The following is a 25,099-nucleotide window of genomic DNA, read 5'->3' as shown; positions in this document are numbered from 1 at the left end:
ACCTATTCTCCTCTTTTCCAGCGCGTACCTTGAGGAGTGTCCTCCAATACAATATTCATGCTCTTTAACTGGTCACGAATTTGATCAGACAATGCGAAGTCACGATTCCTTCTAGCTTCATTCCGCTTCTCAATTAATGCTTCTACCTCTTCGTCAAGCGTGTGCTTTTCTTCTAGTGAGAAGCCGAGGACGGATGTGATTTCTTGGAACAAGCCAATAAATGCCTTGATCACTTCCTCGGAAGTATGATCATTTTCCATATAGTAATTCGCTTGTTTCGCTAGTTCAAATAAAACAGAGATGGCATTTGCCGTATTGAAGTCATCATTCATTTCAGAAATAAATGTCGCTCGCTGCTCTTCAATCTTTGTCAGCCATTCCGTGTTATCCTCTGTTAAATTGGTACTGCTCTCAAGGCGATGATGTAGATTTGAATAGGATGTTTTGAGTCTGTTAAATGCACTCTTTGTACTTTCCAATAAGTCAATGGAGTAATTGATTGGATGACGATAGTGAACAGACAGCATAAAGAAACGAAGCACATCTGGATCTTGTTCTTTAATAATGTCATGTACGAGCACAAAGTTCCCAAGTGATTTTGACATTTTTTCATTCTCAATATTAATATACCCGTTATGCATCCAATACTTCGCAAAAGGTTTTCCTGTCAAAGCCTCAGATTGAGCAATCTCATTCTCGTGATGAGGGAACGTTAAATCCTGTCCGCCAGCATGAATGTCAATCGTATCGCCTAAATACTTTTTGACCATCGCAGAGCACTCGATGTGCCACCCTGGGCGCCCTTCTCCCCACGGGCTATCCCAAGAAATCTCCTGATCCTTTGCGGCCTTCCATAGTGCAAAGTCGAGTGCATCCCTTTTCTTTTCACCTACACGAATACGGGCACCTGTCTTTAATTCATCAATCGATTGGTGAGACAGTTTTCCGTAACCTTCAAATGAGCGTGTGCTGTAATACACGTCACCATCTGCTTCATAGGCGTAGCCTTTTTCAATCAATGTGGCGATAAACGCAATGATATCATCCATATTTTCTGTCACTCGCGGGTGAAGGTCTGCTTTTTTGCAGCCTAATGCACTGACGTCCTCAAAGTATGCTTGGATAAATCGATCAGCAATCGTTGGGACATCTTCGCCTAATTCGTTTGCTGCTTTGATGAGTTTATCATCCACATCAGTAAAGTTGGATACGAAATTCACATCATAGCCGCTATATTCTAAATACTTACGTACCGTATCATATACAATGGCCGGTCTTGCATTCCCGATATGAATGTAGTTATACACGGTTGGTCCGCATACATACATTTTGACCTTTCCTGGTTCAAGCGGGACAAACTCTTCCTTCTTACGTGTCAATGTATTATAAATATTGATTGTCATGATTGTTCTTCCTTTCTGCTCAATGAAGCCAGCTCACGTTTTAGCTTTTCCATTTCTCGCTCCAATTCTTTGAAACGATCAGAAACTGGATCTGGCAAATCTTGATGATTGAGATCACGATTGATTTTCTTTCCATTTTGAACGACCACTCGCCCAGGTATACCTACAACAGTAGAATGGTCTGGTACGTCTTTTAACACAACAGACCCCGCACCAATCTTGGACCCTTTTCCTACGGTAATAGAACCGAGCACCTTAGCACCAGTCGCAATCAGCGCATCGTCCAAAATAGTTGGATGCCGCTTTCCCTTTTCTTTCCCTGTTCCCCCTAATGTCACGCCTTGGAAAACAGTGACGTTATCGCCAATTTCACATGTTTCCCCAATCACGACGCCCATGCCGTGATCAATAAAGAACCGCCGGCCGATGGTTGCTGCTGGGTGAATCTCAACCCCTGTGAAAAACCGGCTGACCTGAGAAATGATCCGCGCAAGAAAATACAGCTTACGCTTGTAAAATGCATGCGCAACACGATGAGCCCAAATCGCATGAAGCCCTGAATAGGTTAGCACTACTTCAAGATAGCTTCTAGCAGCAGGATCTTGATCAAACACAGTATCAATATCTTCTTTCAGCATTTTGAAAAACACATGCTCCCCCCGTTCTTCCCCATCAATCTCTCTTAGGACTTGCTCTCTTTTTTGGACAAATAAAAAACGCCTCTGCCATATGACAGAGACGTTTTGAAAACGCGGTTCCACTCTGTTTAGAAAGCCCTCATTTCGCAGCCTTCTCAACTTCATCCCATAACGGAGGGTACCGCCCTTGCATACTAACATACGTGTTCCTCAAGGGTCTTGAGGGTGCATTTCCAACGTCTGCCCATAAGTCTCTTTCAGCCGGTGAAGACTCTTTCTGTGATAGGCGAAAACATTGTACTTCTCCCTCTCAACGATTTTCCTTATATTTGTTTAATGCGGTTTAATACCGTCTCTTTACCTAGTAGTTCAATACTTTGCGGAAGCTCTGGGCCATGCGTTTGTCCAGTGACAGCCACACGAATTGGCATGAATAGTTTCTTACCTTTATGCCCTGTTTCTTTTTGTACCGCTTTAATGGCAGCTTTGATTTCATCAGGTGTGAAAGACTCAAGACGTTCAAGCTGACCTGCAAACGAAGCCATCACTTCTGGTACTTGCTCTTCTGCAAGAACTTCCTTTGCCTCTTGATTATACTCAATTTGCTCCTTAAAGAACAACTCTGTTAACTCAACAATTTCTGCTCCGTAGCTCAATTGCTCGTGATATAGAGAAATGAGTTTGCGCACCCACGTATTTTCTTCTTCTGTCAGCTGCTCGCTTACCTTGCCTGCCTTTTGAAGATGTGGAAGTGTAAGTGCCACAACTTGATCAAGATCAAGTGCTTTTACGTATTGGTTATTCACCCATTTTAGTTTATGCATATCAAATAGAGCTGGTGACTTAGAAAGTCGATTGACATCGAAAATATCGATGAACTGCTCTTTTGTAAATAGTTCCTCTTCGCCAACTGGAGACCATCCAAGTAGTGCAATGAAGTTAAACAAAGCTTCTGGTAAATAGCCCAAGTTCTTATACTGTTCGATGAACTGGATAATTGATTCATCACGCTTGCTTAATTTCTTGCGGTTCTCGTTTACAATCAGCGTCATATGTCCGAACAGCGGAACATCCCAGCCAAATGCATTGAAGACCATAATTTGTTTAGGTGTATTCGAGATGTGATCCTCACCACGAAGAATGTGAGTCATTTTCATCAAATGATCATCCACCGCTACAGCGAAGTTATACGTTGGTGTACCATCTTTCTTCACAATAACAAAGTCACCGATGCCGTCTGTTTCAAATGAAATCTCGCCTTTGACCATATCGTCAAATTTGATGATTTCTCCTTTAGGCACTCGGAAGCGGATGCTTGGCTCTCTTCCTTCAGCAATCAGCTTGTCCTCTTCTTCTTTTGATAAATGACTGCATTTACCAGAGTATCGAGGCATTTCACTGCGGGCAATTTGTGCTTCACGCTCTTCTTCTAGTTCTTCAGCCGTACAATAGCACTTATACGCCAAATCTTTCTCTAGCAGCTCGTCATAATATTTTTTGTAAATATCATTACGCTCTGATTGTCTGTAAGGACCGTAGCCCCCATCTTTATCAATGCTCTCATCCCAATCAATTCCGAGCCACTGCAGGTGGCGAAGCTGACTTTCTTCTCCGCCTTCTACATTACGCTTTTGATCCGTATCCTCGATTCGAATAATAAATTTGCCGCCTTGGCTGCGTGCGAACAAATAGTTGAAAAGAGCCGTTCTAGCATTCCCAATATGTAAATGACCAGTTGGACTCGGTGCATAACGAACACGCACTTCATTTCCCATGAGTTTAACTTCCTTTCATCTGCATCATGTTGTCTGACACCAATTTTTTATAAACGTATTTTATCATCAAAACCCATTCTCATCAAAACGGATTTTACTTTTTCTGAAGAAGCACTGTCGCCTGAGAGGCAATTCCTTCGCCTCTTCCTGTAAATCCAAGTTTCTCTGTCGTTGTTGCTTTGACATTCACCTGTGTGACATCTGCCTCAAGAGCTTCTGCGATTTTCTCACACATTGGCTGAATGTATGGTGCCATCTTTGGTTTTTGCGCCATGATGGTGCAATCGATATTCACCAGTGTATAGCCTTTTTCTTTTACAAGCGCCCACACGTGCTGAAGTAATTTAAAAGAGTCTGCATCTTTAAACTCCGGATCCGTGTCTGGGAAATGTCTGCCGATATCTCCTTCTGCAATCGCACCTAGGCAGGCATCCGCCACAGTATGAAGCAGTACATCCGCATCTGAATGCCCAAGTAGCCCCTTTTCATAAGGGATCGTCACACCGCCAATAATAAGAGGTCTTCCCTCTGTTAATTGATGCACATCAAAACCTTGTCCTATTCTAAACATGTTCTAGTACCCTCTTTCCGCATCCATAATTGCCTTGGCAACCAATAAATCATCCGGTGTTGTCAGTTTAATATTGGTATAGTCTCCTTGGACAATATACACACTCTCACCGTGTAATTGTTCCACAAGACTGGCGTCATCTGTTCCAAGAAAGCCTGTCCGCTCCGCATGTTCATGCGCTTCTTTTAAAATAGAATGACGAAAAGCTTGTGGGGTCTGGACTGCCCACAAGCTCTGACGTTCAATGGTTTGTTCCACTTTGCCTTCTTGAACGCGTTTGATTGTGTCTTTCACTGGTACCGCTACGACTGCGGAGCCTTTTTCAATCGCTGCTTTAACGAGCAAGTCAATCTGTGTATGCTTAATAAAAGGCCTTGCGCCATCATGAACAAGCACGATGTCCGCATCTTGCACAGCCTTCAATCCTTCGTATACACTTTGCTGCCGTTCTTCACCGCCAGTGACAAGTGAAACAGGCGTTTGAAAAGCGTGTACCTTCAGTAGCCTTTCAAAGTCACGACGCTCTTCTTCATTGATCGCTAAGATCATGCGTCTGCATTGTGAATGAGCGTCAAACACCTTCAGTGTGTGGATGATGACCGGCATTCTTTTCAATTCAATAAAAAGTTTATTGCGGCCGGCCTTCATTCGCTTCCCCTGCCCCGCAGCCGGAATAACTACTTCATAATACATGTTCGTTCTCCCTTTAGAGCGCCTTCTCCAGAAGTTTTGGCTTCGCAAAAATCATTCTTCCAGCAGCAGTTTGCAGCACACTCGTGACGAGCACATCAATGTCTTTTCCAATATAATTGCGTCCTTCTTCGACCACAATCATCGTACCGTCATCTAAGTAAGCAACACCTTGGTTATGCTCTTTCCCATCTTTGATGACCTGTACCTTCATTTCTTCCCCAGGCAGTACAACCGGTTTGACTGCATTGGCTAGATCATTGATGTTTAACACTGCTACTTTTTGAAGTTCGCATACTTTATTTAAATTAAAATCATTTGTCACAACAACACCTGAAGTTAACTTAGCGAGTTTCACAAGCTTGCTGTCAACCTCTTGAATATCTTCGAAGTCACCTTCGTAAATTTCAACTTTAATATCCAGTTCTTTTTGAATACGATTTAAAATATCAAGACCTCTTCGGCCTCTATTTCTCTTTAATACATCAGAAGAGTCTGCAATATGTTGTAATTCCTCGAGTACAAATTGAGGAATGACCATCACACCTTCTAGGAATCCAGTTTGACAAATATCTGCGATTCTTCCATCAATGATAACACTTGTGTCTAAAATTTTCAGCTTTTTATCTTCTATTTCAGGTTCATCATCAGCTGCTCCTTTTTTCTTTGTGACCTTTGCAGATCGGGAGAACAGCCCCATCATTTCATCCTTCTTCTTAAACCCTACCTGAAATCCAAGGTATCCTAAAAAGAAAGCCAGGAAAATCGGAATAATGGTACCAAAAATATGATATGGGATATTGTTTAGCGGGATCACGTTTACAATAAGATATGCTAGAATAAGTCCAAATACTAAACCGAAACTTCCAGATATAAGATCAGGAAGAGGCGCCTTCAATAGAGAATCCTCGATCCATTTCACCCAATTAACCACATAGCCTGTGCACCATTTACCAATGATAAAGAACACAGCGGCTCCTATTAGTGCTGAAGAGTAAGCATTTGTTATGAAAGGTATGTCCTTCACATTTAACAGCAGAAATAACTCTGGAATGATAAAAATCCCTACAACTGCACCGAAAATGATAAAAAACGCCTGAACGATTCTTTTTAACATACCTTCACCTCCTTTATTTTTCATCTGTCAATCCACCTTCATCTGACATTGATATATGCTTAAGTTTCCTATCATCATGAACAGAAAACAAAACCATCATTAATATACCCATATTCATCCATTTTTAACCGTATTTAAGAAAAATTTCTCTTTTTATAGCTGACGGTCGATATAATGTTTTTCTTGCAGTCTTTTTAATCCTTTTTTTATCTTTTTCGCTCTTACTTCTCCAATTCCTTCTACTTCATCCAAATCTTGTACATCTGCTTCCATAATTCGATCTAGCACACCAAATGCTTCGACCACGTTTTCAACGATCGGCATAGGCAATCTAGGAATTTTATGAAGTAATCTGTATCCTCTTGTGTACACATATTCGTCAATATTTGTAGATGCTGGATAGCCGAGTAACTTGTACAAAATTGAGTCATCTAAAAGTTCAAAGCTCGACATATCTTGGAGCTGTTTCAGCAGCACATATGGATCTTTGATCTTTTCTTTCACGTAATCTTTAATAAATAAAGCCGCTTCCTGCTCCATATCTGTAATCAGCTCATTGACTTGCAGACGGATCAAGTGTCCTTCTGTCCCAAGCTCTTTGATATACATATTGATTTCATTTTTGATTCTAAGTACCATTTCATAACGATGCAGCACGGATAATACATCACCAAAGGTCACAAGTTCTTCAAATTCTAAGGCGCTTAACGCAGAAATGGCATGATCTAAAATGGTTTTATATTTCTCCAGTGTTTGTATCGCTTGGTTGGCCTTCGTCAAAATAAAACCAATATCTTTCAGCGTATATCGTCGATTCCCTTGGTATAAGGTAATGACATTCCGACGCTCAGAAATGGCAATGATTAAGCAGCCTGTCTGCTTTGCTACACGTTCAGCTGTTCGGTGTCTCATGCCTGTTTCTGATGAATGAATGGTTGCATCTGGCATGAGCTGTGTATTCGCATACAAGATTTTTTGACCAGAGTCACTTAAAATAATCGCTCCATCCATCTTCGCCAATTCATATAAATGTGCTGGGGAGAAAGCAGAATTAATATGAAATCCTCCATCTACCACACTTTTCACTTTATCGTTATAACCAACAACAATGAGCCCTCCAGTATTGGCTCTTAGGACGTTTTCAATCCCTGCCCGCAGGGGTGTCCCCGGTGCCACAAACTGGACAATATCTAAAAGATCGACTTCTCTCGCTCCTTTTTTCTCTTTTTCCATTTCTATGATCCCCCTAGTGAAATACGAAGTGCCTCTGCTACATTTTCTACACCGACTAATTCAATCCCTCTCGGTTTTTTCCATCCATCTATATTCGCCTGAGGAATAAACATTCGTTTAAATCCTAGTTTAGCAGCTTCCTGCACACGTTGTTCAATTCTTGATACTCTTCTGACTTCTCCCGTCAGACCCACTTCTCCTATAAAGCAATCTGCTTGATGCGGCGCTGCATCTTTAAAGCTTGATGCAATACTGACGGCAATAGCCAAATCAATCGCTGGTTCGTCAAGTTTCACACCACCTGCGACCTTTAAATAGGCATCTTGGTTTTGCAGCAGCAGCCCTACCCGTTTTTCTAAAACGGCCATAAGCAATGACACTCGGTTATGATCAAGGCCAGTAGCCATTCTCCGTGGATTCCCAAAGCTTGTCGGTGAAATAAGTGCTTGTATCTCCACTAGAACAGGTCTTGTTCCTTCCATTGAGGCAACAACACACGATCCAGATACACCTGCTGACCGCTCTTCTAAGAAGATTTCTGATGGGTTTAATACCTCTGTGAGCCCTTCCTCTCTCATTTCAAAAATCCCTAATTCATTCGTTGAACCAAAACGGTTTTTCACTGCCCGTAAAATACGAAACGTATGATGGCGCTCCCCTTCAAAATAAAGAACTGTATCCACCATATGCTCTAAAAGGCGCGGCCCAGCAATCGAGCCTTCCTTCGTCACATGACCAACAATAAAAATAGGAATACCATTCGTCTTGGCAATTTTCATCAGCTGTGCAGTGCATTCCCTCACCTGAGAAACAGATCCAGGAGCTGACGTGATATCGCTTTGATAAACGGTTTGAATTGAATCGACCACAACAAAAGCGGGTTTCATCTCTTGTATAGCAGACGTTATATACTCCATATCGGTTTCAGCCAAAACATGTAAAGAGGCACTTTCAATACCGAGACGGTCCGCCCTAAGCTTCGTTTGTTTGATTGATTCCTCACCAGATATGTATAACACATTCTGATTTTGATCTGATAGCTGTGCTGAAACTTGTAATAATAGTGTGGACTTCCCAATCCCAGGATCACCGCCAATAAGAACGAGTGAACCTTTGACAATTCCACTTCCTAATACTCGGTTAAATTCTTCTAAATTCGTTTTAATTCGGGGTTCTTCGGATGTTTCAATTGCAGATATAGGTGAAGGTTTTTGAATGGTTTGAACAGAATGATTAAACGCACTTCGACGATTTGCCGGCTCTTTACGAACGACCTCTTCTGTCATACTGTTCCAAGTGCCGCAGCCGGGACATTTCCCCATCCATTTGGCTGACTCATAACCGCACGATTGGCATATAAATTTTGATTTTGACTTAGCCATAGATTGAAGAATACAACTCCTTATACTGGTCAGAAAATAAGTAAAGGGAGGCATCCAACTTACTGGTATGCCTCACACTTTTTTCTTACTATATTAGTTCGTAGCAGCCGTTGCTTTTACGACAATTTCTCCATCTTCTACATCTAATACGATATGTTGGCCCTTCTCAATATTGCCTTTCAGCAATTCCTCAGAAAGTCGATCCTCGACGTGCTTTTGAATCGCTCTTCTTAGCGGACGAGCACCATACTCAAGATCTACGCCTTCGTCGGCAATCTTGGCTTTTGCTGCTTCCGTCAATTCAATTGAAAGGTCCTGCTCTTTTAGTCGTTTTGTCAATTGATCAGACATGAGAGACACAATCTCTTTTAGATGTTTCTTTTCGAGTGAGTGGAAGACAATGATTTCATCAATACGGTTGATGAACTCCGGTCTAAACGCACGTTTCAACTCACCCATTACTTTGCCTTTCATATCTTTGTAATTTTGACTTTCATCCTGCACGTTAAAGCCAACATATTTATTGCGCTTCAGCTCACTAGCTCCAACGTTTGAAGTCATAATCAAGATCGTATTTCTAAAGTCAACAGTACGACCTTTAGAATCAGTGAGACGACCATCTTCTAACACTTGAAGTAAGATGTTAAACACATCAGGGTGCGCCTTTTCAATCTCATCTAGAAGCACGACAGAATACGGCTTTCTTCTCACTTTTTCAGTCAGCTGACCGCCCTCATCATAACCCACATAGCCTGGAGGTGATCCAACAAGTCTTGAAGTCGAGTGTTTTTCCATGTACTCGGACATATCAATACGAATCATCGCTTCTTCATCACCGAAGATAGACTCAGCGAGTGCTCTTGCAAGCTCAGTCTTACCAACACCTGTTGGTCCTAAGAAAATAAAGGAGCCAATCGGACGTTTCGGATCTTTTAGTCCAGCACGGGCACGTCTTACAGCTTTTGCAACAGCAACAACTGCTTCATCCTGTCCAATGACGCGAGAGTGGAGCAATTGTTCCATGTTCAGGAGCTTATCTGTTTCTGTTTGAGCAATTTTCGAAACAGGTACACCCGTCCAGCTAGAAACAACCATTGCGATATCATCAACAGAAACCTCTGAATTCTCTTGTCCCTGCTTTTCTTTCCAAGATTTCTTCGTCACTTCTACCTTTTCGCGCAAACGTTGCTCCGTATCACGAAGAGAAGCGGCTTTTTCAAATTCTTGACTTTGAACAGCTGCATCCTTTTCCTTGCGTACTTCATCCAGCTTTTGCTCAAGTTCCTTTAGGTTAGGCGGTGTTGTGAAAGAACGTAAACGAACTTTTGAACCCGCCTCATCAATTAAGTCGATCGCCTTATCTGGAAGGAAACGATCAGAGATATAACGATCAGAAAGCTTTACCGCCGCCTCAATGGCTTCATCTGTAATAGACACACGGTGATGTGCTTCATAACGGTCTCTAAGCCCTCTTAAAATTTGAATACTTTCATCAACAGACGGCTGATCCACTTGAATTGGCTGGAATCGACGTTCAAGTGCTGCATCCTTTTCAATATATTTACGGTACTCATCTAACGTTGTTGCCCCGATACATTGAAGCTCACCACGTGCTAAAGATGGTTTTAGAATATTAGAGGCATCAATCGCACCCTCTGCTCCACCTGCACCAATCAGTGTATGAAGTTCATCAATGAAGAGAATGATATTTCCAGCCTGACGGATTTCGTCCATGACTTTTTTCAAACGATCCTCGAATTCACCACGATATTTCGTTCCCGCTACAACGGTTCCCATATCAAGTGTCATGACTCGTTTATCACGCAGAATCTCAGGCACTTCGTTGTGAATAATTTGCTGTGCGAGGCCTTCTGCGATCGCTGTTTTACCAACACCAGGCTCTCCAATCAGCACAGGGTTATTCTTTGTTCTTCTACTTAATACCTCAATGACACGCTGGATTTCTTTGCTACGGCCAATCACAGGGTCCAAGCTGTCCTCTTTCGCAATAGCCGTTAAGTCTCTTGCCAAGCTATCTAAAGTTGGTGTATTGGCATTGCTATTAGATCCTGCCGCAGATGCACCCGTTTCATTGCTGCCTAGAAGCTGCAATACTTGCTGGCGTGCTTTATTTAAGCTCACTCCGAGGTTATTTAAGACACGGGCAGCTACACCCTCTCCCTCACGAATAAGACCTAAAAGAATATGTTCTGTCCCTACATAGGAATGACCAAGCTTTCTCGCTTCATCCATAGAAAGCTCCGTAACCTTCTTCGCTCTAGGTGTGTAATGAGGAATAGCTTGAGACACCTCTTGCCCTCTTCCAATCAAGCTCTCGACTTCTTTTTGGATTTTATCTGAAACAAGGCCCAGTGCTTCTAATGCTTTTGCGGCGATGCCCTCACCTTCACGTACAAGACCAAGTAAAATATGCTCTGTTCCGATGTTCTTATGGCCTAGGCGAATGGCTTCTTCTTGTGCAAGTGCTAATACCTTTTGAGCTCTTTCAGTGAATCTTCCAAACATCATATCGTTTCATCCTCCTGTCCATTCCTATGCATTTCTAAGCGCAGCCTTTCTCTGATAATTGCTGCTCGTTTTATATCTCTTTCATTTGGTTCCAAGGCTCCTCCTGAATATTGCTGAAGGAAGCCAGGCTGTGTCAAAATCATGAGTTCATTCAGTATATTACTTGAAAGCCCCTTAATGATACCTAAATCAATTCCAAGTCGCACATCTGACAAACACTTAGCCGTTTCCTTAGATTCAATCATGCGGCAATTAGCCAAAATCCCCAAGGAACGGTACACTCTGTCTTCAAGTTCAATTTTAGACGTCTGATATAATGCCTTACGTGCAGATCGCTCTTGTTCAATGAGCTGCGCCGTCACACTATTCAAGTCATCTACAATATCTTCTTCTGATTGACCCAGTGTCATTTGATTTGAAATTTGAAAGATGTTTCCTATTGCTTCGCTACCCTCACCATAAATTCCTCTGACCACAAGACCTAATTGATTAATTGCAGGAATAATGCGATTCATTTGTCTTGTCAGGGCTAATGCTGGTAAGTGCATCATGACTGAAGCCCTAATACCTGTACCTACATTGGTTGGACAGCTCGTTAAGTATCCTCGCTTTTCAGAAAACGCATAATCCACTTGCTCTTCAATCCAGTCATCTATTTGGTTAGCTGCTTTTAGTGCATTAGCCAGCTGAAATCCTGGGAACAAGCATTGAATACGAATATGGTCTTCCTCATTCAGCATGACACTGATTTCTTCATTTTCTGAAAGCAAACAGCCGCCAAATCTTGATTCTGCTAAATTGGGGCTAATCAAATGCTTTTCAACAAGTACCCTTTTAGCCAAAGGCTGCGTTTCATTCATTCGAATCAGAACAAAGTTTCCAATTTCCTTCACTTCCTGGCTCGCAAACTTTTGCTCGAATTGCTGAAGAACAGCTTCAGCCTCCTCTTGAGAAAACTGAGTTGGGAAACGAACATGCTCTAGATTGCGTGCCAGTCGAATACGACTGCTTAGAACAATGTCACTTTCTGGTCCTTTCTGTTTCATCCATTGACTTAATGCGTCTTGAATAAAATGCTGGAGCGACATGTCGTTAATCTCCCTCCCTCTGCTGAGATTGCTCATGCTCTAATGCACGAATTTGATCTCGAACTTCCGCTGCTTTTTCAAACTCTTCCTGTTCAATCAGCTGCTTCAGTTCTTGCTGCATTAACTCAAGTTTCCGGCGAACATGCAGACTGCCAGCAATCCGTTTAGGGACTTTTCCATTATGGACTGTATTTCCACTATGGACTTTCCTTAAAACAGGATTTAAATACTGATCAAAGGTTCGATAACATTCTGCACAGCCAAAACGGCCTGTTTTCCTGAATTGCTGAAAAGTTAAGCCACACTTAGGACATTGATCCACTTCTCTTGCCTCTTGAAAAATAGATGATCCTTTATTCGCACTTGTGGTAAAGCTAGGATCAATATTCAATAAGCCTGATAATAAGTTGTGAATCGAGAAACCTTGGTTTCCACTCATAGCATATGAATCACTGTTTTCTTTTGCACATTGTTCACATATGTGCATTTCTTGTTTTTCTCCATTTATTACTTTCGTAAAGTGAAAAGTGGCTGGTCTCTCATTGCATTCTTGACAAATCAATCTTTTCACCCGCTTTACTTTAATTTCAAAGCATTCAACATCGCTTTCATCATCCGAGCCCGCAGTTCATCTCGTTCAGGTAAATCAATGTGTAAAACAGAACGGTCCATGACACTAATCATCATCTTTGCTTCTCTTTCGGATAAAATGTTGTTCTCAACAAGACGCATGATGATATGATCAGATGCAGCCTGTGATAAACGATGATATATTTGGGAAATAATGTTGTTCAATAAATCGACTTCATCATTCATTTTGACTTTAATGATACGGATATAGCCACCGCCGCCACGCTTACTTTCGACGATATAACCTCTTTCGCTCGTAAAGCGTGTATTGATAACATAGTTAATTTGTGAAGGTACGCATTGAAACTTATCTGCAATTTCATTGCGTTTAATTTCTAATATTTCTCGACCATTCTGATCCAAGACTTCCTTCAAATACTGCTCGATGATATCAGAAATATTTTGTGCCACTCCGCCTCCTCCTCCATTGACTTTGACTATATTTGACTTTAATCTTACTATAAATTTTTTCGATCGATTTTTCAAGATAATCGCTCAACTAACAATATTATTTCCACATTTATCTGGTGCCAAACGTCCCAAAAACACAAAAAAGACCAGTTCCGATTGGAACTGATCCTTTGACAAGCTTGGCGGCGTCCTACTCTCACAGGGGGAAACCCCCAACTACCATCGGCGCTGAAGAGCTTAACTTCCGTGTTCGGTATGGGAACGGGTGTGACCTCTTCGCTATCGCCACCAAACCTGATGGAGAGAATGTTCTCTCAAAACTAGATAACAATGTTCATTTTTCACATTAGAATATAGGTTAAGTCCTCGATCTATTAGTATCTGTCAGCTCCACGTGTCACCACGCTTCCACCTCAGACCTATCAACCTGATCATCTTTCAGGGATCTTACTTCCTTGCGGAATGGGAAATCTCATCTTGAGGGGGGCTTCATGCTTAGATGCTTTCAGCACTTATCCCGTCCGCACATAGCTACCCAGCGATGCCCTTGGCAGAACAACTGGTACACCAGCGGTGCGTCCATCCCGGTCCTCTCGTACTAAGGACAGCTCCTCTCAAATTTCCTGCGCCCGCGACGGATAGGGACCGAACTGTCTCACGACGTTCTGAACCCAGCTCGCGTACCGCTTTAATGGGCGAACAGCCCAACCCTTGGGACCGACTACAGCCCCAGGATGCGATGAGCCGACATCGAGGTGCCAAACCTCCCCGTCGATGTGGACTCTTGGGGGAGATAAGCCTGTTATCCCCGGGGTAGCTTTTATCCGTTGAGCGATGGCCCTTCCATGCGGAACCACCGGATCACTAAGCCCGACTTTCGTCCCTGCTCGACTTGTAGGTCTCGCAGTCAAGCTCCCTTGTGCCTTTACACTCTGCGAATGATTTCCAACCATTCTGAGGGAACCTTTGGGCGCCTCCGTTACATTTTAGGAGGCGACCGCCCCAGTCAAACTGCCCACCTGACACTGTCTCCCTGCCCGATAAGGGCAGCGGGTTAGAAGGTCAATACAGCCAGGGTAGTATCCCACCGATGCCTCCACCGAAGCTAGCGCTCCGGTTTCCAAGGCTCCTACCTATCCTGTACAAGCTGTACCAACATTCAATATCAGGCTGCAGTAAAGCTCCACGGGGTCTTTCCGTCCTGTCGCGGGTAACCTGCATCTTCACAGGTACTATAATTTCACCGAGTCTCTCGTTGAGACAGTGCCCAGATCGTTGCGCCTTTCGTGCGGGTCGGAACTTACCCGACAAGGAATTTCGCTACCTTAGGACCGTTATAGTTACGGCCGCCGTTTACTGGGGCTTCAATTCGCACCTTCGCTTACGCTAAGCGCTCCTCTTAACCTTCCAGCACCGGGCAGGCGTCAGCCCCTATACTTCGCCTTACGGCTTCGCAGAGACCTGTGTTTTTGCTAAACAGTCGCCTGGGCCTATTCACTGCGGCTTCTCGGGGCTTTAACACCCTAAGAAGCACCCCTTCTCCCGAAGTTACGGGGTCATTTTGCCGAGTTCCTTAACGAGAGTTCTCTCGATCACCTTAGGATTCTCTCCTCGCCTACCTGTGTCGGTTTGCGGTACGGGCACCTCTCACCTCGCTAGAGGCTTTTCTTGGCAGTGTGGAATCAGGAACTTCGCTACTAAATTTCGCTCGCCATCACAGCTCAGCCTTCACGGGAAACGGATTTGCCTATTTCCCAGCCTAACTGCTTGGACGCGGATATCCAATACCGCGCTTACCCTATCCTCCTGCGTCCCCCCATTGCTCAAATGGTGAGGAGGTGGTACAGGAATATCAACCTGTTGTCCATCGCCTACGCCTTTCGGCCTCGGCTTAGGTCCCGACTAACCCTGAGCGGACGAGCCTTCCTCAGGAAACCTTAGGCATTCGGTGGACGGGATTCTCACCCGTCTTTCGCTACTCATACCGGCATTCTCACTTCTAAGCGCTCCACCAGTCCTTCCGGTCTGACTTCACTGCACTTAGAACGCTCTCCTACCACTGTTCGTAAGAACAGTCCGCAGCTTCGGTGATACGTTTAGCCCCGGTACATTTTCGGCGCAGAGTCACTCGACCAGTGAGCTATTACGCACTCTTTAAATGGTGGCTGCTTCTAAGCCAACATCCTGGTTGTCTAAGCAACTCCACATCCTTTTCCACTTAACGTATACTTTGGGACCTTAGCTGGCGGTCTGGGCTGTTTCCCTTTCGACTACGGATCTTATCACTCGCAGTCTGACTCCCAAGGATAAGTCATCGGCATTCGGAGTTTGACTGAATTCGGTAACCCGGTAGGGGCCCCTAGTCCAATCAGTGCTCTACCTCCGAGACTCTTACCTTGAGGCTAGCCCTAAAGCTATTTCGGAGAGAACCAGCTATCTCCAGGTTCGATTGGCATTTCACCCCTACCCACACCTCATCCCCGCACTTTTCAACGTGCGTGGGTTCGGGCCTCCATTCAGTGTTACCTGAACTTCACCCTGGACATGGGTAGATCACCTGGTTTCGGGTCTACGACCACGTACTCATGCGCCCTATTCAGACTCGCTTTCGCTGCGGCTCCGCATCTTCTGCTTAACCTTGCACGGGATCGTAACTCGCCGGTTCATTCTACAAAAGGCACGCCATCACCCGTTAACGGGCTCTGACTACTTGTAGGCACACGGTTTCAGGATCTATTTCACTCCCCTTCCGGGGTGCTTTTCACCTTTCCCTCACGGTACTGGTTCACTATCGGTCACTAGGGAGTATTTAGCCTTGGGAGATGGTCCTCCCGGATTCCGACGGAATTTCACGTGTTCCGCCGTACTCAGGATCCACTCTGGAGAGAACAACATTTCAGTTACAGGGCTGTTACCTTCTTTGGCGGGCCTTTCCAGACCTCTTCGCTTATATCGTTCCTTTGTAACTCCGTATAGAGTGTCCTACAACCCCAAGAGGCAAGCCTCTTGGTTTGGGCTGTTCCCGTTTCGCTCGCCGCTACTCAGGGAATCGCATTTGCTTTCTCTTCCTCCGGGTACTTAGATGTTTCAGTTCCCCGGGTATGCCTTCTCATACTCTATGTATTCAAGTATGGATACTACTCCATTACGAGCAGTGGGTTTCCCCATTCGGAAATCTCCGGATCAAAGCTTGCTTACAGCTCCCCGAAGCATATCGGTGTTCGTCCCGTCCTTCATCGGCTCCTAGTGCCAAGGCATCCACCGTGCGCCCTTTCTAACTTAACCATTTCTTACTTTAGAAAGAATCACTATGTGTGATGAACTTTGCATTGCATTCAATGTGAATGTATTACTTATTGTTATCTAGTTTTCAAAGAACAATCCTGTCTCGCTAGAGACATGTTTGAAGGAATGATCCTTCAAAACTAAACAAGACGAAAACGCACGCTGCTCCATATATCCTTAGAAAGGAGGTGATCCAGCCGCACCTTCCGATACGGCTACCTTGTTACGACTTCACCCCAATCATCTGCCCCACCTTCGGCGGCTGGCTCCATAAAGGTTACCTCACCGACTTCGGGTGTTGCAAACTCTCGTGGTGTGACGGGCGGTGTGTACAAGGCCCGGGAACGTATTCACCGCGGCATGCTGATCCGCGATTACTAGCGATTCCAGCTTCACGCAGTCGAGTTGCAGACTGCGATCCGAACTGAGAACAGATTTGTGGGATTGGCTAAACCTTGCGGTCTCGCAGCCCTTTGTTCTGTCCATTGTAGCACGTGTGTAGCCCAGGTCATAAGGGGCATGATGATTTGACGTCATCCCCACCTTCCTCCGGTTTGTCACCGGCAGTCACCTTAGAGTGCCCAACTAAATGCTGGCAACTAAGATCAAGGGTTGCGCTCGTTGCGGGACTTAACCCAACATCTCACGACACGAGCTGACGACAACCATGCACCACCTGTCACTCTGTCCCCGAAGGGAAAGCCCTATCTCTAGGGTTGTCAGAGGATGTCAAGACCTGGTAAGGTTCTTCGCGTTGCTTCGAATTAAACCACATGCTCCACCGCTTGTGCGGGCCCCCGTCAATTCCTTTGAGTTTCAGTCTTGCGACCGTACTCCCCAGGCGGAGTGCTTAATGCGTTAGCTGCAGCACTAAGGGGCGGAAACCCCCTAACACTTAGCACTCATCGTTTACGGCGTGGACTACCAGGGTATCTAATCCTGTTCGCTCCCCACGCTTTCGCTCCTCAGCGTCAGTTACAGACCAGAGAGTCGCCTTCGCCACTGGTGTTCCTCCACATCTCTACGCATTTCACCGCTACACGTGGAATTCCACTCTCCTCTTCTGCACTCAAGTTTCCCAGTTTCCAATGACCCTCCCCGGTTGAGCCGGGGGCTTTCACATCAGACTTAAGAAACCGCCTGCGAGCCCTTTACGCCCAATAATTCCGGACAACGCTTGCCACCTACGTATTACCGCGGCTGCTGGCACGTAGTTAGCCGTGGCTTTCTGGTTAGGTACCGTCAAGGTGCAAGCAGTTACTCTTGCACTTGTTCTTCCCTAACAACAGAGCTTTACGATCCGAAAACCTTCATCACTCACGCGGCGTTGCTCCGTCAGACTTTCGTCCATTGCGGAAGATTCCCTACTGCTGCCTCCCGTAGGAGTCTGGGCCGTGTCTCAGTCCCAGTGTGGCCGATCACCCTCTCAGGTCGGCTACGCATCGTCGCCTTGGTGAGCCGTTACCTCACCAACTAGCTAATGCGCCGCGGGTCCATCTGTAAGTGACAGCCGAAACCGTCTTTCATCCTTGAACCATGCGGTTCAAGGAACTATCCGGTATTAGCTCCGGTTTCCCGGAGTTATCCCAGTCTTACAGGCAGGTTACCCACGTGTTACTCACCCGTCCGCCGCTAACATCCGGGAGCAAGCTCCCTTCTGTCCGCTCGACTTGCATGTATTAGGCACGCCGCCAGCGTTCGTCCTGAGCCAGGATCAAACTCTCCGAAAAAGTACAAAACCGAAGTTTTGTTTTTCGTCAGCGTTTGACTGACTACCTATGATGTATCATAGGATTTTTTTATAAAAACTCGAATTAACAGGTACGTTTTGTCTTGTTTAGTTTTCAAAGATCATATTGGTGGAGCCTAGCGGGATCGAACCGCTGACCTCCTGCGTGCAAGGCAGGCGCTCTCCCAGCTGAGCTAAGGCCCCATAAAGATGGTCGGGAAGACAGGATTCGAACCTGCGACCCCTTGGTCCCAAACCAAGTGCTCTACCAAGCTGAGCTACTTCCCGATCTTAATGGCGCGCCCGAGAGGAGTCGAACCCCTAACCTTTTGATCCGTAGTCAAACGCTCTATCCAATTGAGCTACGGGCGCTTATTTTATAATGCCGAGGGCCGGACTTGAACCGGCACGGTAGTCACCTACCGCAGGATTTTAAGTCCTGTGTGTCTGCCAATTCCACCACCCCGGCGTGGATGGTATAAGCGGAAGACGGGATTCGAACCCGCGACCCCCACCTTGGCAAGGTGGTGTTCTACCACTGAACTACTTCCGCATTACAGGATTTCTTTATGTTGTTTGGCAATGCGGGTGAAGGGACTTGAACCCCCACGTCATAAAGACACTAGATCCTAAGTCTAGCGCGTCTGCCAATTCCGCCACACCCGCATAAAAATGGTGAGCCATGAAGGACTCGAACCTTCGACCCTCTGATTAAAAGTCAGATGCTCTACCAACTGAGCTAATGGCTCGCTTTTAAAGCGACTTGTCTATCTTACCATATGAAAGTGGTGCCGGCAAGAGGACTTGAACCCCCAACCTACTGATTACAAGTCAGTTGCTCTACCAGTTGAGCTACACCGGCTTTATCTATCCTAACATTATGTAAGAATAAATATGGTGGAGGATGACGGGCTCGAACCGCCGACCCTCTGCTTGTAAGGCAGATGCTCTCCCAGCTGAGCTAATCCTCCATATTGTGTCGTTTCGAATGTCTCTCGATCTGACAAATAGTATTATATAACGATAAGATATTGTTTGTAAAGACTTTTTTAAAATAATTTTTGAATTTATTTTAAATCTGTTTTTTCAAACCTTTTCGTTAAGGCACCTAAAGAAGTTTACCACTTGTCTCTTCATTTTAAAAGTCTTTTTTTCATTTTTTTATGTTTTTTTGTTAAAAAGGGCATTAATAGCGCTTTTTCAATGTAAAAACAGCTCTTTTAAAGCTGAAAAATGTTTGTTTTATTCCTTATATCCTCAGATAACGTGCATTTAGAAACGAATTTTTTTATTATTTTATTTTTCCGAGAAACCATTTTTGTATAATTGCTTTATATTAAATTGATCATGGTCATTTTTCAAAAATTCGTCTCAATGTTCCTTTGCTTCATCAAACATTGTAGTGCTTAACTCAAATCTTCATCTTCTCTCTCATTAGCAATCCAAGATGCCCTTTGCTCTCTTATGTAGGTTTCAATGATCTAGCAGCAAGCGCAGTTCGCTACATATGGTTGCCAGAGGAGAAGATCCTTTTTAGATATGTTGACTCTTAGCAAGATGAGCGAGCGACGAGATTGGATGATAAGAATATTATAGAATGTCTAGAATTCCAGTGAAGGGGATGAAATGAATGAGTTATTGAGAATGTAGTGAAAGACCACTATTTTCATTATAAATAGATATATCATTTATTGAAACACAAAAAAGACCAGTTCCGATTGGAACTGATCCTTTGACAAGCTTGGCGGCGTCCTACTCTCACAGGGGGAAACCCCCAACTACCATCGGCGCTGAAGAGCTTAACTTCCGTGTTCGGTATGGGAACGGGTGTGACCTCTTCGCTATCGCCACCAAACCTGATGGAGAGAATGTTCTCTCAAAACTAGATAACAATGTTCATTTTTCACATTAGAATATAGGTTAAGTCCTCGATCTATTAGTATCTGTCAGCTCCACGTGTCACCACGCTTCCACCTCAGACCTATCAACCTGATCATCTTTCAGGGATCTTACTTCCTTGCGGAATGGGAAATCTCATCTTGAGGGGGGCTTCATGCTTAGATGCTTTCAGCACTTATCCCGTCCGCACATAGCTACCCAGCGATGCCCTTGGCAGAACAACTGGTACACCAGCGGTGCGTCCATCCCGGTCCTCTCGTACTAAGGACAGCTCCTCTCAAATTTCCTGCGCCCGCGACGGATAGGGACCGAACTGTCTCACGACGTTCTGAACCCAGCTCGCGTACCGCTTTAATGGGCGAACAGCCCAACCCTTGGGACCGACTACAGCCCCAGGATGCGATGAGCCGACATCGAGGTGCCAAACCTCCCCGTCGATGTGGACTCTTGGGGGAGATAAGCCTGTTATCCCCGGGGTAGCTTTTATCCGTTGAGCGATGGCCCTTCCATGCGGAACCACCGGATCACTAAGCCCGACTTTCGTCCCTGCTCGACTTGTAGGTCTCGCAGTCAAGCTCCCTTGTGCCTTTACACTCTGCGAATGATTTCCAACCATTCTGAGGGAACCTTTGGGCGCCTCCGTTACATTTTAGGAGGCGACCGCCCCAGTCAAACTGCCCACCTGACACTGTCTCCCTGCCCGATAAGGGCAGCGGGTTAGAAGGTCAATACAGCCAGGGTAGTATCCCACCGATGCCTCCACCGAAGCTAGCGCTCCGGTTTCCAAGGCTCCTACCTATCCTGTACAAGCTGTACCAACATTCAATATCAGGCTGCAGTAAAGCTCCACGGGGTCTTTCCGTCCTGTCGCGGGTAACCTGCATCTTCACAGGTACTATAATTTCACCGAGTCTCTCGTTGAGACAGTGCCCAGATCGTTGCGCCTTTCGTGCGGGTCGGAACTTACCCGACAAGGAATTTCGCTACCTTAGGACCGTTATAGTTACGGCCGCCGTTTACTGGGGCTTCAATTCGCACCTTCGCTTACGCTAAGCGCTCCTCTTAACCTTCCAGCACCGGGCAGGCGTCAGCCCCTATACTTCGCCTTACGGCTTCGCAGAGACCTGTGTTTTTGCTAAACAGTCGCCTGGGCCTATTCACTGCGGCTTCTCGGGGCTTTAACACCCTAAGAAGCACCCCTTCTCCCGAAGTTACGGGGTCATTTTGCCGAGTTCCTTAACGAGAGTTCTCTCGATCACCTTAGGATTCTCTCCTCGCCTACCTGTGTCGGTTTGCGGTACGGGCACCTCTCACCTCGCTAGAGGCTTTTCTTGGCAGTGTGGAATCAGGAACTTCGCTACTAAATTTCGCTCGCCATCACAGCTCAGCCTTCACGGGAAACGGATTTGCCTATTTCCCAGCCTAACTGCTTGGACGCGGATATCCAATACCGCGCTTACCCTATCCTCCTGCGTCCCCCCATTGCTCAAATGGTGAGGAGGTGGTACAGGAATATCAACCTGTTGTCCATCGCCTACGCCTTTCGGCCTCGGCTTAGGTCCCGACTAACCCTGAGCGGACGAGCCTTCCTCAGGAAACCTTAGGCATTCGGTGGACGGGATTCTCACCCGTCTTTCGCTACTCATACCGGCATTCTCACTTCTAAGCGCTCCACCAGTCCTTCCGGTCTGACTTCACTGCACTTAGAACGCTCTCCTACCACTGTTCGTAAGAACAGTCCGCAGCTTCGGTGATACGTTTAGCCCCGGTACATTTTCGGCGCAGAGTCACTCGACCAGTGAGCTATTACGCACTCTTTAAATGGTGGCTGCTTCTAAGCCAACATCCTGGTTGTCTAAGCAACTCCACATCCTTTTCCACTTAACGTATACTTTGGGACCTTAGCTGGCGGTCTGGGCTGTTTCCCTTTCGACTACGGATCTTATCACTCGCAGTCTGACTCCCAAGGATAAGTCATCGGCATTCGGAGTTTGACTGAATTCGGTAACCCGGTAGGGGCCCCTAGTCCAATCAGTGCTCTACCTCCGAGACTCTTACCTTGAGGCTAGCCCTAAAGCTATTTCGGAGAGAACCAGCTATCTCCAGGTTCGATTGGCATTTCACCCCTACCCACACCTCATCCCCGCACTTTTCAACGTGCGTGGGTTCGGGCCTCCATTCAGTGTTACCTGAACTTCACCCTGGACATGGGTAGATCACCTGGTTTCGGGTCTACGACCACGTACTCATGCGCCCTATTCAGACTCGCTTTCGCTGCGGCTCCGCATCTTCTGCTTAACCTTGCACGGGATCGTAACTCGCCGGTTCATTCTACAAAAGGCACGCCATCACCCGTTAACGGGCTCTGACTACTTGTAGGCACACGGTTTCAGGATCTATTTCACTCCCCTTCCGGGGTGCTTTTCACCTTTCCCTCACGGTACTGGTTCACTATCGGTCACTAGGGAGTATTTAGCCTTGGGAGATGGTCCTCCCGGATTCCGACGGAATTTCACGTGTTCCGCCGTACTCAGGATCCACTCTGGAGAGAACAACATTTCAGTTACAGGGCTGTTACCTTCTTTGGCGGGCCTTTCCAGACCTCTTCGCTTATATCGTTCCTTTGTAACTCCGTATAGAGTGTCCTACAACCCCAAGAGGCAAGCCTCTTGGTTTGGGCTGTTCCCGTTTCGCTCGCCGCTACTCAGGGAATCGCATTTGCTTTCTCTTCCTCCGGGTACTTAGATGTTTCAGTTCCCCGGGTATGCCTTCTCATACTCTATGTATTCAAGTATGGATACTACTCCATTACGAGCAGTGGGTTTCCCCATTCGGAAATCTCCGGATCAAAGCTTGCTTACAGCTCCCCGAAGCATATCGGTGTTCGTCCCGTCCTTCATCGGCTCCTAGTGCCAAGGCATCCACCGTGCGCCCTTTCTAACTTAACCATTTCTTACTTTAGAAAGAATCACTATGTGTGATGAACTTTGCATTGCATTCAATGTGAATGTATTACTTATTGTTATCTAGTTTTCAAAGAACAATCCTGTCTCGCTAGAGACATGTTTGAAGGAATGATCCTTCAAAACTAAACAAGACGAAAACGCACGCTGCTCCATATATCCTTAGAAAGGAGGTGATCCAGCCGCACCTTCCGATACGGCTACCTTGTTACGACTTCACCCCAATCATCTGCCCCACCTTCGGCGGCTGGCTCCATAAAGGTTACCTCACCGACTTCGGGTGTTGCAAACTCTCGTGGTGTGACGGGCGGTGTGTACAAGGCCCGGGAACGTATTCACCGCGGCATGCTGATCCGCGATTACTAGCGATTCCAGCTTCACGCAGTCGAGTTGCAGACTGCGATCCGAACTGAGAACAGATTTGTGGGATTGGCTAAACCTTGCGGTCTCGCAGCCCTTTGTTCTGTCCATTGTAGCACGTGTGTAGCCCAGGTCATAAGGGGCATGATGATTTGACGTCATCCCCACCTTCCTCCGGTTTGTCACCGGCAGTCACCTTAGAGTGCCCAACTAAATGCTGGCAACTAAGATCAAGGGTTGCGCTCGTTGCGGGACTTAACCCAACATCTCACGACACGAGCTGACGACAACCATGCACCACCTGTCACTCTGTCCCCGAAGGGAAAGCCCTATCTCTAGGGTTGTCAGAGGATGTCAAGACCTGGTAAGGTTCTTCGCGTTGCTTCGAATTAAACCACATGCTCCACCGCTTGTGCGGGCCCCCGTCAATTCCTTTGAGTTTCAGTCTTGCGACCGTACTCCCCAGGCGGAGTGCTTAATGCGTTAGCTGCAGCACTAAGGGGCGGAAACCCCCTAACACTTAGCACTCATCGTTTACGGCGTGGACTACCAGGGTATCTAATCCTGTTCGCTCCCCACGCTTTCGCTCCTCAGCGTCAGTTACAGACCAGAGAGTCGCCTTCGCCACTGGTGTTCCTCCACATCTCTACGCATTTCACCGCTACACGTGGAATTCCACTCTCCTCTTCTGCACTCAAGTTTCCCAGTTTCCAATGACCCTCCCCGGTTGAGCCGGGGGCTTTCACATCAGACTTAAGAAACCGCCTGCGAGCCCTTTACGCCCAATAATTCCGGACAACGCTTGCCACCTACGTATTACCGCGGCTGCTGGCACGTAGTTAGCCGTGGCTTTCTGGTTAGGTACCGTCAAGGTGCAAGCAGTTACTCTTGCACTTGTTCTTCCCTAACAACAGAGCTTTACGATCCGAAAACCTTCATCACTCACGCGGCGTTGCTCCGTCAGACTTTCGTCCATTGCGGAAGATTCCCTACTGCTGCCTCCCGTAGGAGTCTGGGCCGTGTCTCAGTCCCAGTGTGGCCGATCACCCTCTCAGGTCGGCTACGCATCGTCGCCTTGGTGAGCCGTTACCTCACCAACTAGCTAATGCGCCGCGGGTCCATCTGTAAGTGACAGCCGAAACCGTCTTTCATCCTTGAACCATGCGGTTCAAGGAACTATCCGGTATTAGCTCCGGTTTCCCGGAGTTATCCCAGTCTTACAGGCAGGTTACCCACGTGTTACTCACCCGTCCGCCGCTAACATCCGGGAGCAAGCTCCCTTCTGTCCGCTCGACTTGCATGTATTAGGCACGCCGCCAGCGTTCGTCCTGAGCCAGGATCAAACTCTCCGAAAAAGTACAAAACCGAAGTTTTGCTTTTCGCCAGTTTGACTGAC

At 46.1% G+C, this 25,099-nt stretch carries 12 protein-coding genes, 9 tRNA genes, 6 rRNA genes and 1 other annotated feature; all 27 genes read right to left on the bottom strand.

Features of this window, described 5'->3' with window-relative positions; genetic code table 11:
• Positions 1 to 2: 2 nt before the first annotated feature.
• Positions 3 to 1,403, bottom strand: coding sequence for a cysteine--tRNA ligase (gene cysS / locus NST15_RS00625; protein ID WP_008345429.1), 1,401 nt, complete (start codon positions 1,401 to 1,403; stop codon positions 3 to 5).
• Positions 1,400 to 2,053, bottom strand: a complete 654-nt coding sequence (gene cysE, locus NST15_RS00620; RefSeq protein WP_017366453.1) for a serine O-acetyltransferase — start codon at positions 2,051 to 2,053, stop codon at positions 1,400 to 1,402. The genes cysS and cysE overlap by 4 nt, the downstream gene beginning before the upstream one ends.
• 81 nt (positions 2,054 to 2,134) lie before the next feature.
• Positions 2,135 to 2,364: a binding site (T-box leader), on the bottom strand.
• Positions 2,365 to 3,816, bottom strand: a complete 1,452-nt coding sequence (gene gltX, locus NST15_RS00615; RefSeq protein WP_007496275.1) for a glutamate--tRNA ligase — start codon at positions 3,814 to 3,816, stop codon at positions 2,365 to 2,367.
• A gap of 94 nt (positions 3,817 to 3,910) precedes the next feature.
• Positions 3,911 to 4,387 (bottom strand): 2-C-methyl-D-erythritol 2,4-cyclodiphosphate synthase, encoded by a 477-nt coding sequence (gene ispF, locus NST15_RS00610; protein ID WP_007496273.1) that lies wholly within the window; start codon positions 4,385 to 4,387, stop codon positions 3,911 to 3,913.
• A 3-nt stretch (positions 4,388 to 4,390) separates the two neighbouring features.
• Positions 4,391 to 5,080, bottom strand: a complete 690-nt coding sequence (gene ispD, locus NST15_RS00605) for a 2-C-methyl-D-erythritol 4-phosphate cytidylyltransferase (protein WP_008345432.1) — start codon at positions 5,078 to 5,080, stop codon at positions 4,391 to 4,393.
• Positions 5,081 to 5,093: 13 nt separating this feature from the next.
• Positions 5,094 to 6,194: a PIN/TRAM domain-containing protein gene (locus tag NST15_RS00600; protein ID WP_003217214.1), complete on the bottom strand. Its 1,101-nt coding sequence runs from the start codon at positions 6,192 to 6,194 to the stop codon at positions 5,094 to 5,096.
• 153 nt (positions 6,195 to 6,347) lie between these two features.
• Positions 6,348 to 7,427 (bottom strand): DNA integrity scanning diadenylate cyclase DisA, encoded by a 1,080-nt coding sequence (gene disA / locus NST15_RS00595; RefSeq protein WP_007496267.1) that lies wholly within the window; start codon positions 7,425 to 7,427, stop codon positions 6,348 to 6,350.
• A gap of 2 nt (positions 7,428 to 7,429) precedes the next feature.
• Positions 7,430 to 8,809: a DNA repair protein RadA gene (gene radA / locus NST15_RS00590; protein WP_017359160.1), complete on the bottom strand. Its 1,380-nt coding sequence runs from the start codon at positions 8,807 to 8,809 to the stop codon at positions 7,430 to 7,432.
• Between the two features lie 93 nt (positions 8,810 to 8,902).
• The gene (gene clpC / locus NST15_RS00585; RefSeq protein ID WP_007496263.1) at positions 8,903 to 11,338 is read right to left on the bottom strand and encodes an ATP-dependent protease ATP-binding subunit ClpC; all 2,436 of its coding nucleotides are present in this window, start codon (positions 11,336 to 11,338) and stop codon (positions 8,903 to 8,905) included.
• The gene (locus tag NST15_RS00580; protein WP_065459669.1) at positions 11,335 to 12,426 is read right to left on the bottom strand and encodes a protein arginine kinase; all 1,092 of its coding nucleotides are present in this window, start codon (positions 12,424 to 12,426) and stop codon (positions 11,335 to 11,337) included. The genes clpC and NST15_RS00580 overlap by 4 nt, the downstream gene beginning before the upstream one ends.
• Positions 12,427 to 12,430: 4 nt before the next feature.
• Complete coding sequence (locus NST15_RS00575) at positions 12,431 to 12,988, bottom strand: UvrB/UvrC motif-containing protein (RefSeq protein WP_007496258.1); 558 nt, start codon at positions 12,986 to 12,988, stop codon at positions 12,431 to 12,433.
• 14 nt (positions 12,989 to 13,002) lie between these two features.
• On the bottom strand, positions 13,003 to 13,467 hold the full coding sequence (locus tag NST15_RS00570; RefSeq protein WP_003217184.1) for a CtsR family transcriptional regulator: 465 nt from the start codon (positions 13,465 to 13,467) through the stop codon (positions 13,003 to 13,005).
• A gap of 177 nt (positions 13,468 to 13,644) precedes the next feature.
• A 5S ribosomal RNA gene (gene rrf / locus NST15_RS00565) occupies positions 13,645 to 13,760 on the bottom strand.
• Positions 13,761 to 13,821: 61 nt separating this feature from the next.
• A 23S ribosomal RNA gene (locus NST15_RS00560) occupies positions 13,822 to 16,752 on the bottom strand.
• A 181-nt stretch (positions 16,753 to 16,933) separates the two neighbouring features.
• Positions 16,934 to 18,482 (bottom strand): 16S ribosomal RNA (locus NST15_RS00555).
• 127 nt (positions 18,483 to 18,609) lie between these two features.
• Positions 18,610 to 18,685 (bottom strand) — tRNA-Ala (locus NST15_RS00550).
• Positions 18,686 to 18,692: 7 nt separating this feature from the next.
• Positions 18,693 to 18,769: transfer RNA gene (locus tag NST15_RS00545), tRNA-Pro, on the bottom strand.
• Positions 18,770 to 18,776: 7 nt separating this feature from the next.
• Positions 18,777 to 18,853, bottom strand: a tRNA-Arg gene (locus NST15_RS00540).
• Positions 18,854 to 18,864: 11 nt separating this feature from the next.
• A tRNA-Leu gene (locus tag NST15_RS00535) sits at positions 18,865 to 18,950 on the bottom strand.
• Positions 18,951 to 18,962: 12 nt separating this feature from the next.
• Positions 18,963 to 19,034, bottom strand: a tRNA-Gly gene (locus tag NST15_RS00530).
• A 30-nt stretch (positions 19,035 to 19,064) separates the two neighbouring features.
• Positions 19,065 to 19,147, bottom strand: a tRNA-Leu gene (locus NST15_RS00525).
• A 7-nt stretch (positions 19,148 to 19,154) separates the two neighbouring features.
• Positions 19,155 to 19,230 (bottom strand) — tRNA-Lys (locus NST15_RS00520).
• Positions 19,231 to 19,267: 37 nt separating this feature from the next.
• Positions 19,268 to 19,343: transfer RNA gene (locus NST15_RS00515), tRNA-Thr, on the bottom strand.
• A 33-nt stretch (positions 19,344 to 19,376) separates the two neighbouring features.
• A tRNA-Val gene (locus NST15_RS00510) sits at positions 19,377 to 19,452 on the bottom strand.
• Positions 19,453 to 20,220: 768 nt separating this feature from the next.
• Positions 20,221 to 20,336 (bottom strand): 5S ribosomal RNA (gene rrf / locus NST15_RS00505).
• 61 nt (positions 20,337 to 20,397) lie between these two features.
• Positions 20,398 to 23,328 (bottom strand): 23S ribosomal RNA (locus NST15_RS00500).
• Between the two features lie 181 nt (positions 23,329 to 23,509).
• Positions 23,510 to 25,058 (bottom strand): 16S ribosomal RNA (locus NST15_RS00495).
• The 16S, 23S and 5S rRNA genes sit together here with 9 tRNA genes alongside, the layout of an rRNA operon.
• Positions 25,059 to 25,099 lie beyond the last annotated feature (41 nt).

Origin of the sequence: Bacillus sp. FSL R5-0820 (genome assembly GCF_038593385.1) — a bacterium.
Taxonomy (GTDB): Bacteria; Bacillota; Bacilli; order Bacillales; family Bacillaceae; genus Bacillus; species Bacillus altitudinis.
The sequence above is the reverse complement of the archived record's forward strand: the minus strand, read 5'-3'. Positions and strand labels throughout refer to the sequence as shown.

Bases quoted from the DNA above. Each gene is read 5' to 3' on its own strand.
- ispF (WP_007496273.1), bottom strand. From the start codon at position 4,387: ATGTTTAGAATAGGACAAGGTTTTGATGTGCATCAATTAACAGAGGGA.
- ispD (WP_008345432.1), bottom strand. From the start codon at position 5,080: ATGTATTATGAAGTAGTTATTCCGGCTGCGGGGCAGGGGAAGCGAATG.
- NST15_RS00600 (WP_003217214.1), bottom strand. From the start codon at position 6,194: ATGTTAAAAAGAATCGTTCAGGCGTTTTTTATCATTTTCGGTGCAGTT.
- disA (WP_007496267.1), bottom strand. From the start codon at position 7,427: ATGGAAAAAGAGAAAAAAGGAGCGAGAGAAGTCGATCTTTTAGATATT.
- radA (WP_017359160.1), bottom strand. From the start codon at position 8,809: ATGGCTAAGTCAAAATCAAAATTTATATGCCAATCGTGCGGTTATGAG.
- gltX (WP_007496275.1), bottom strand. From the start codon at position 3,816: ATGGGAAATGAAGTGCGTGTTCGTTATGCACCGAGTCCAACTGGTCAT.
- NST15_RS00580 (WP_065459669.1), bottom strand. From the start codon at position 12,426: ATGTCGCTCCAGCATTTTATTCAAGACGCATTAAGTCAATGGATGAAA.
- cysS (WP_008345429.1), bottom strand. From the start codon at position 1,403: ATGACAATCAATATTTATAATACATTGACACGTAAGAAGGAAGAGTTT.
- clpC (WP_007496263.1), bottom strand. From the start codon at position 11,338: ATGATGTTTGGAAGATTCACTGAAAGAGCTCAAAAGGTATTAGCACTT.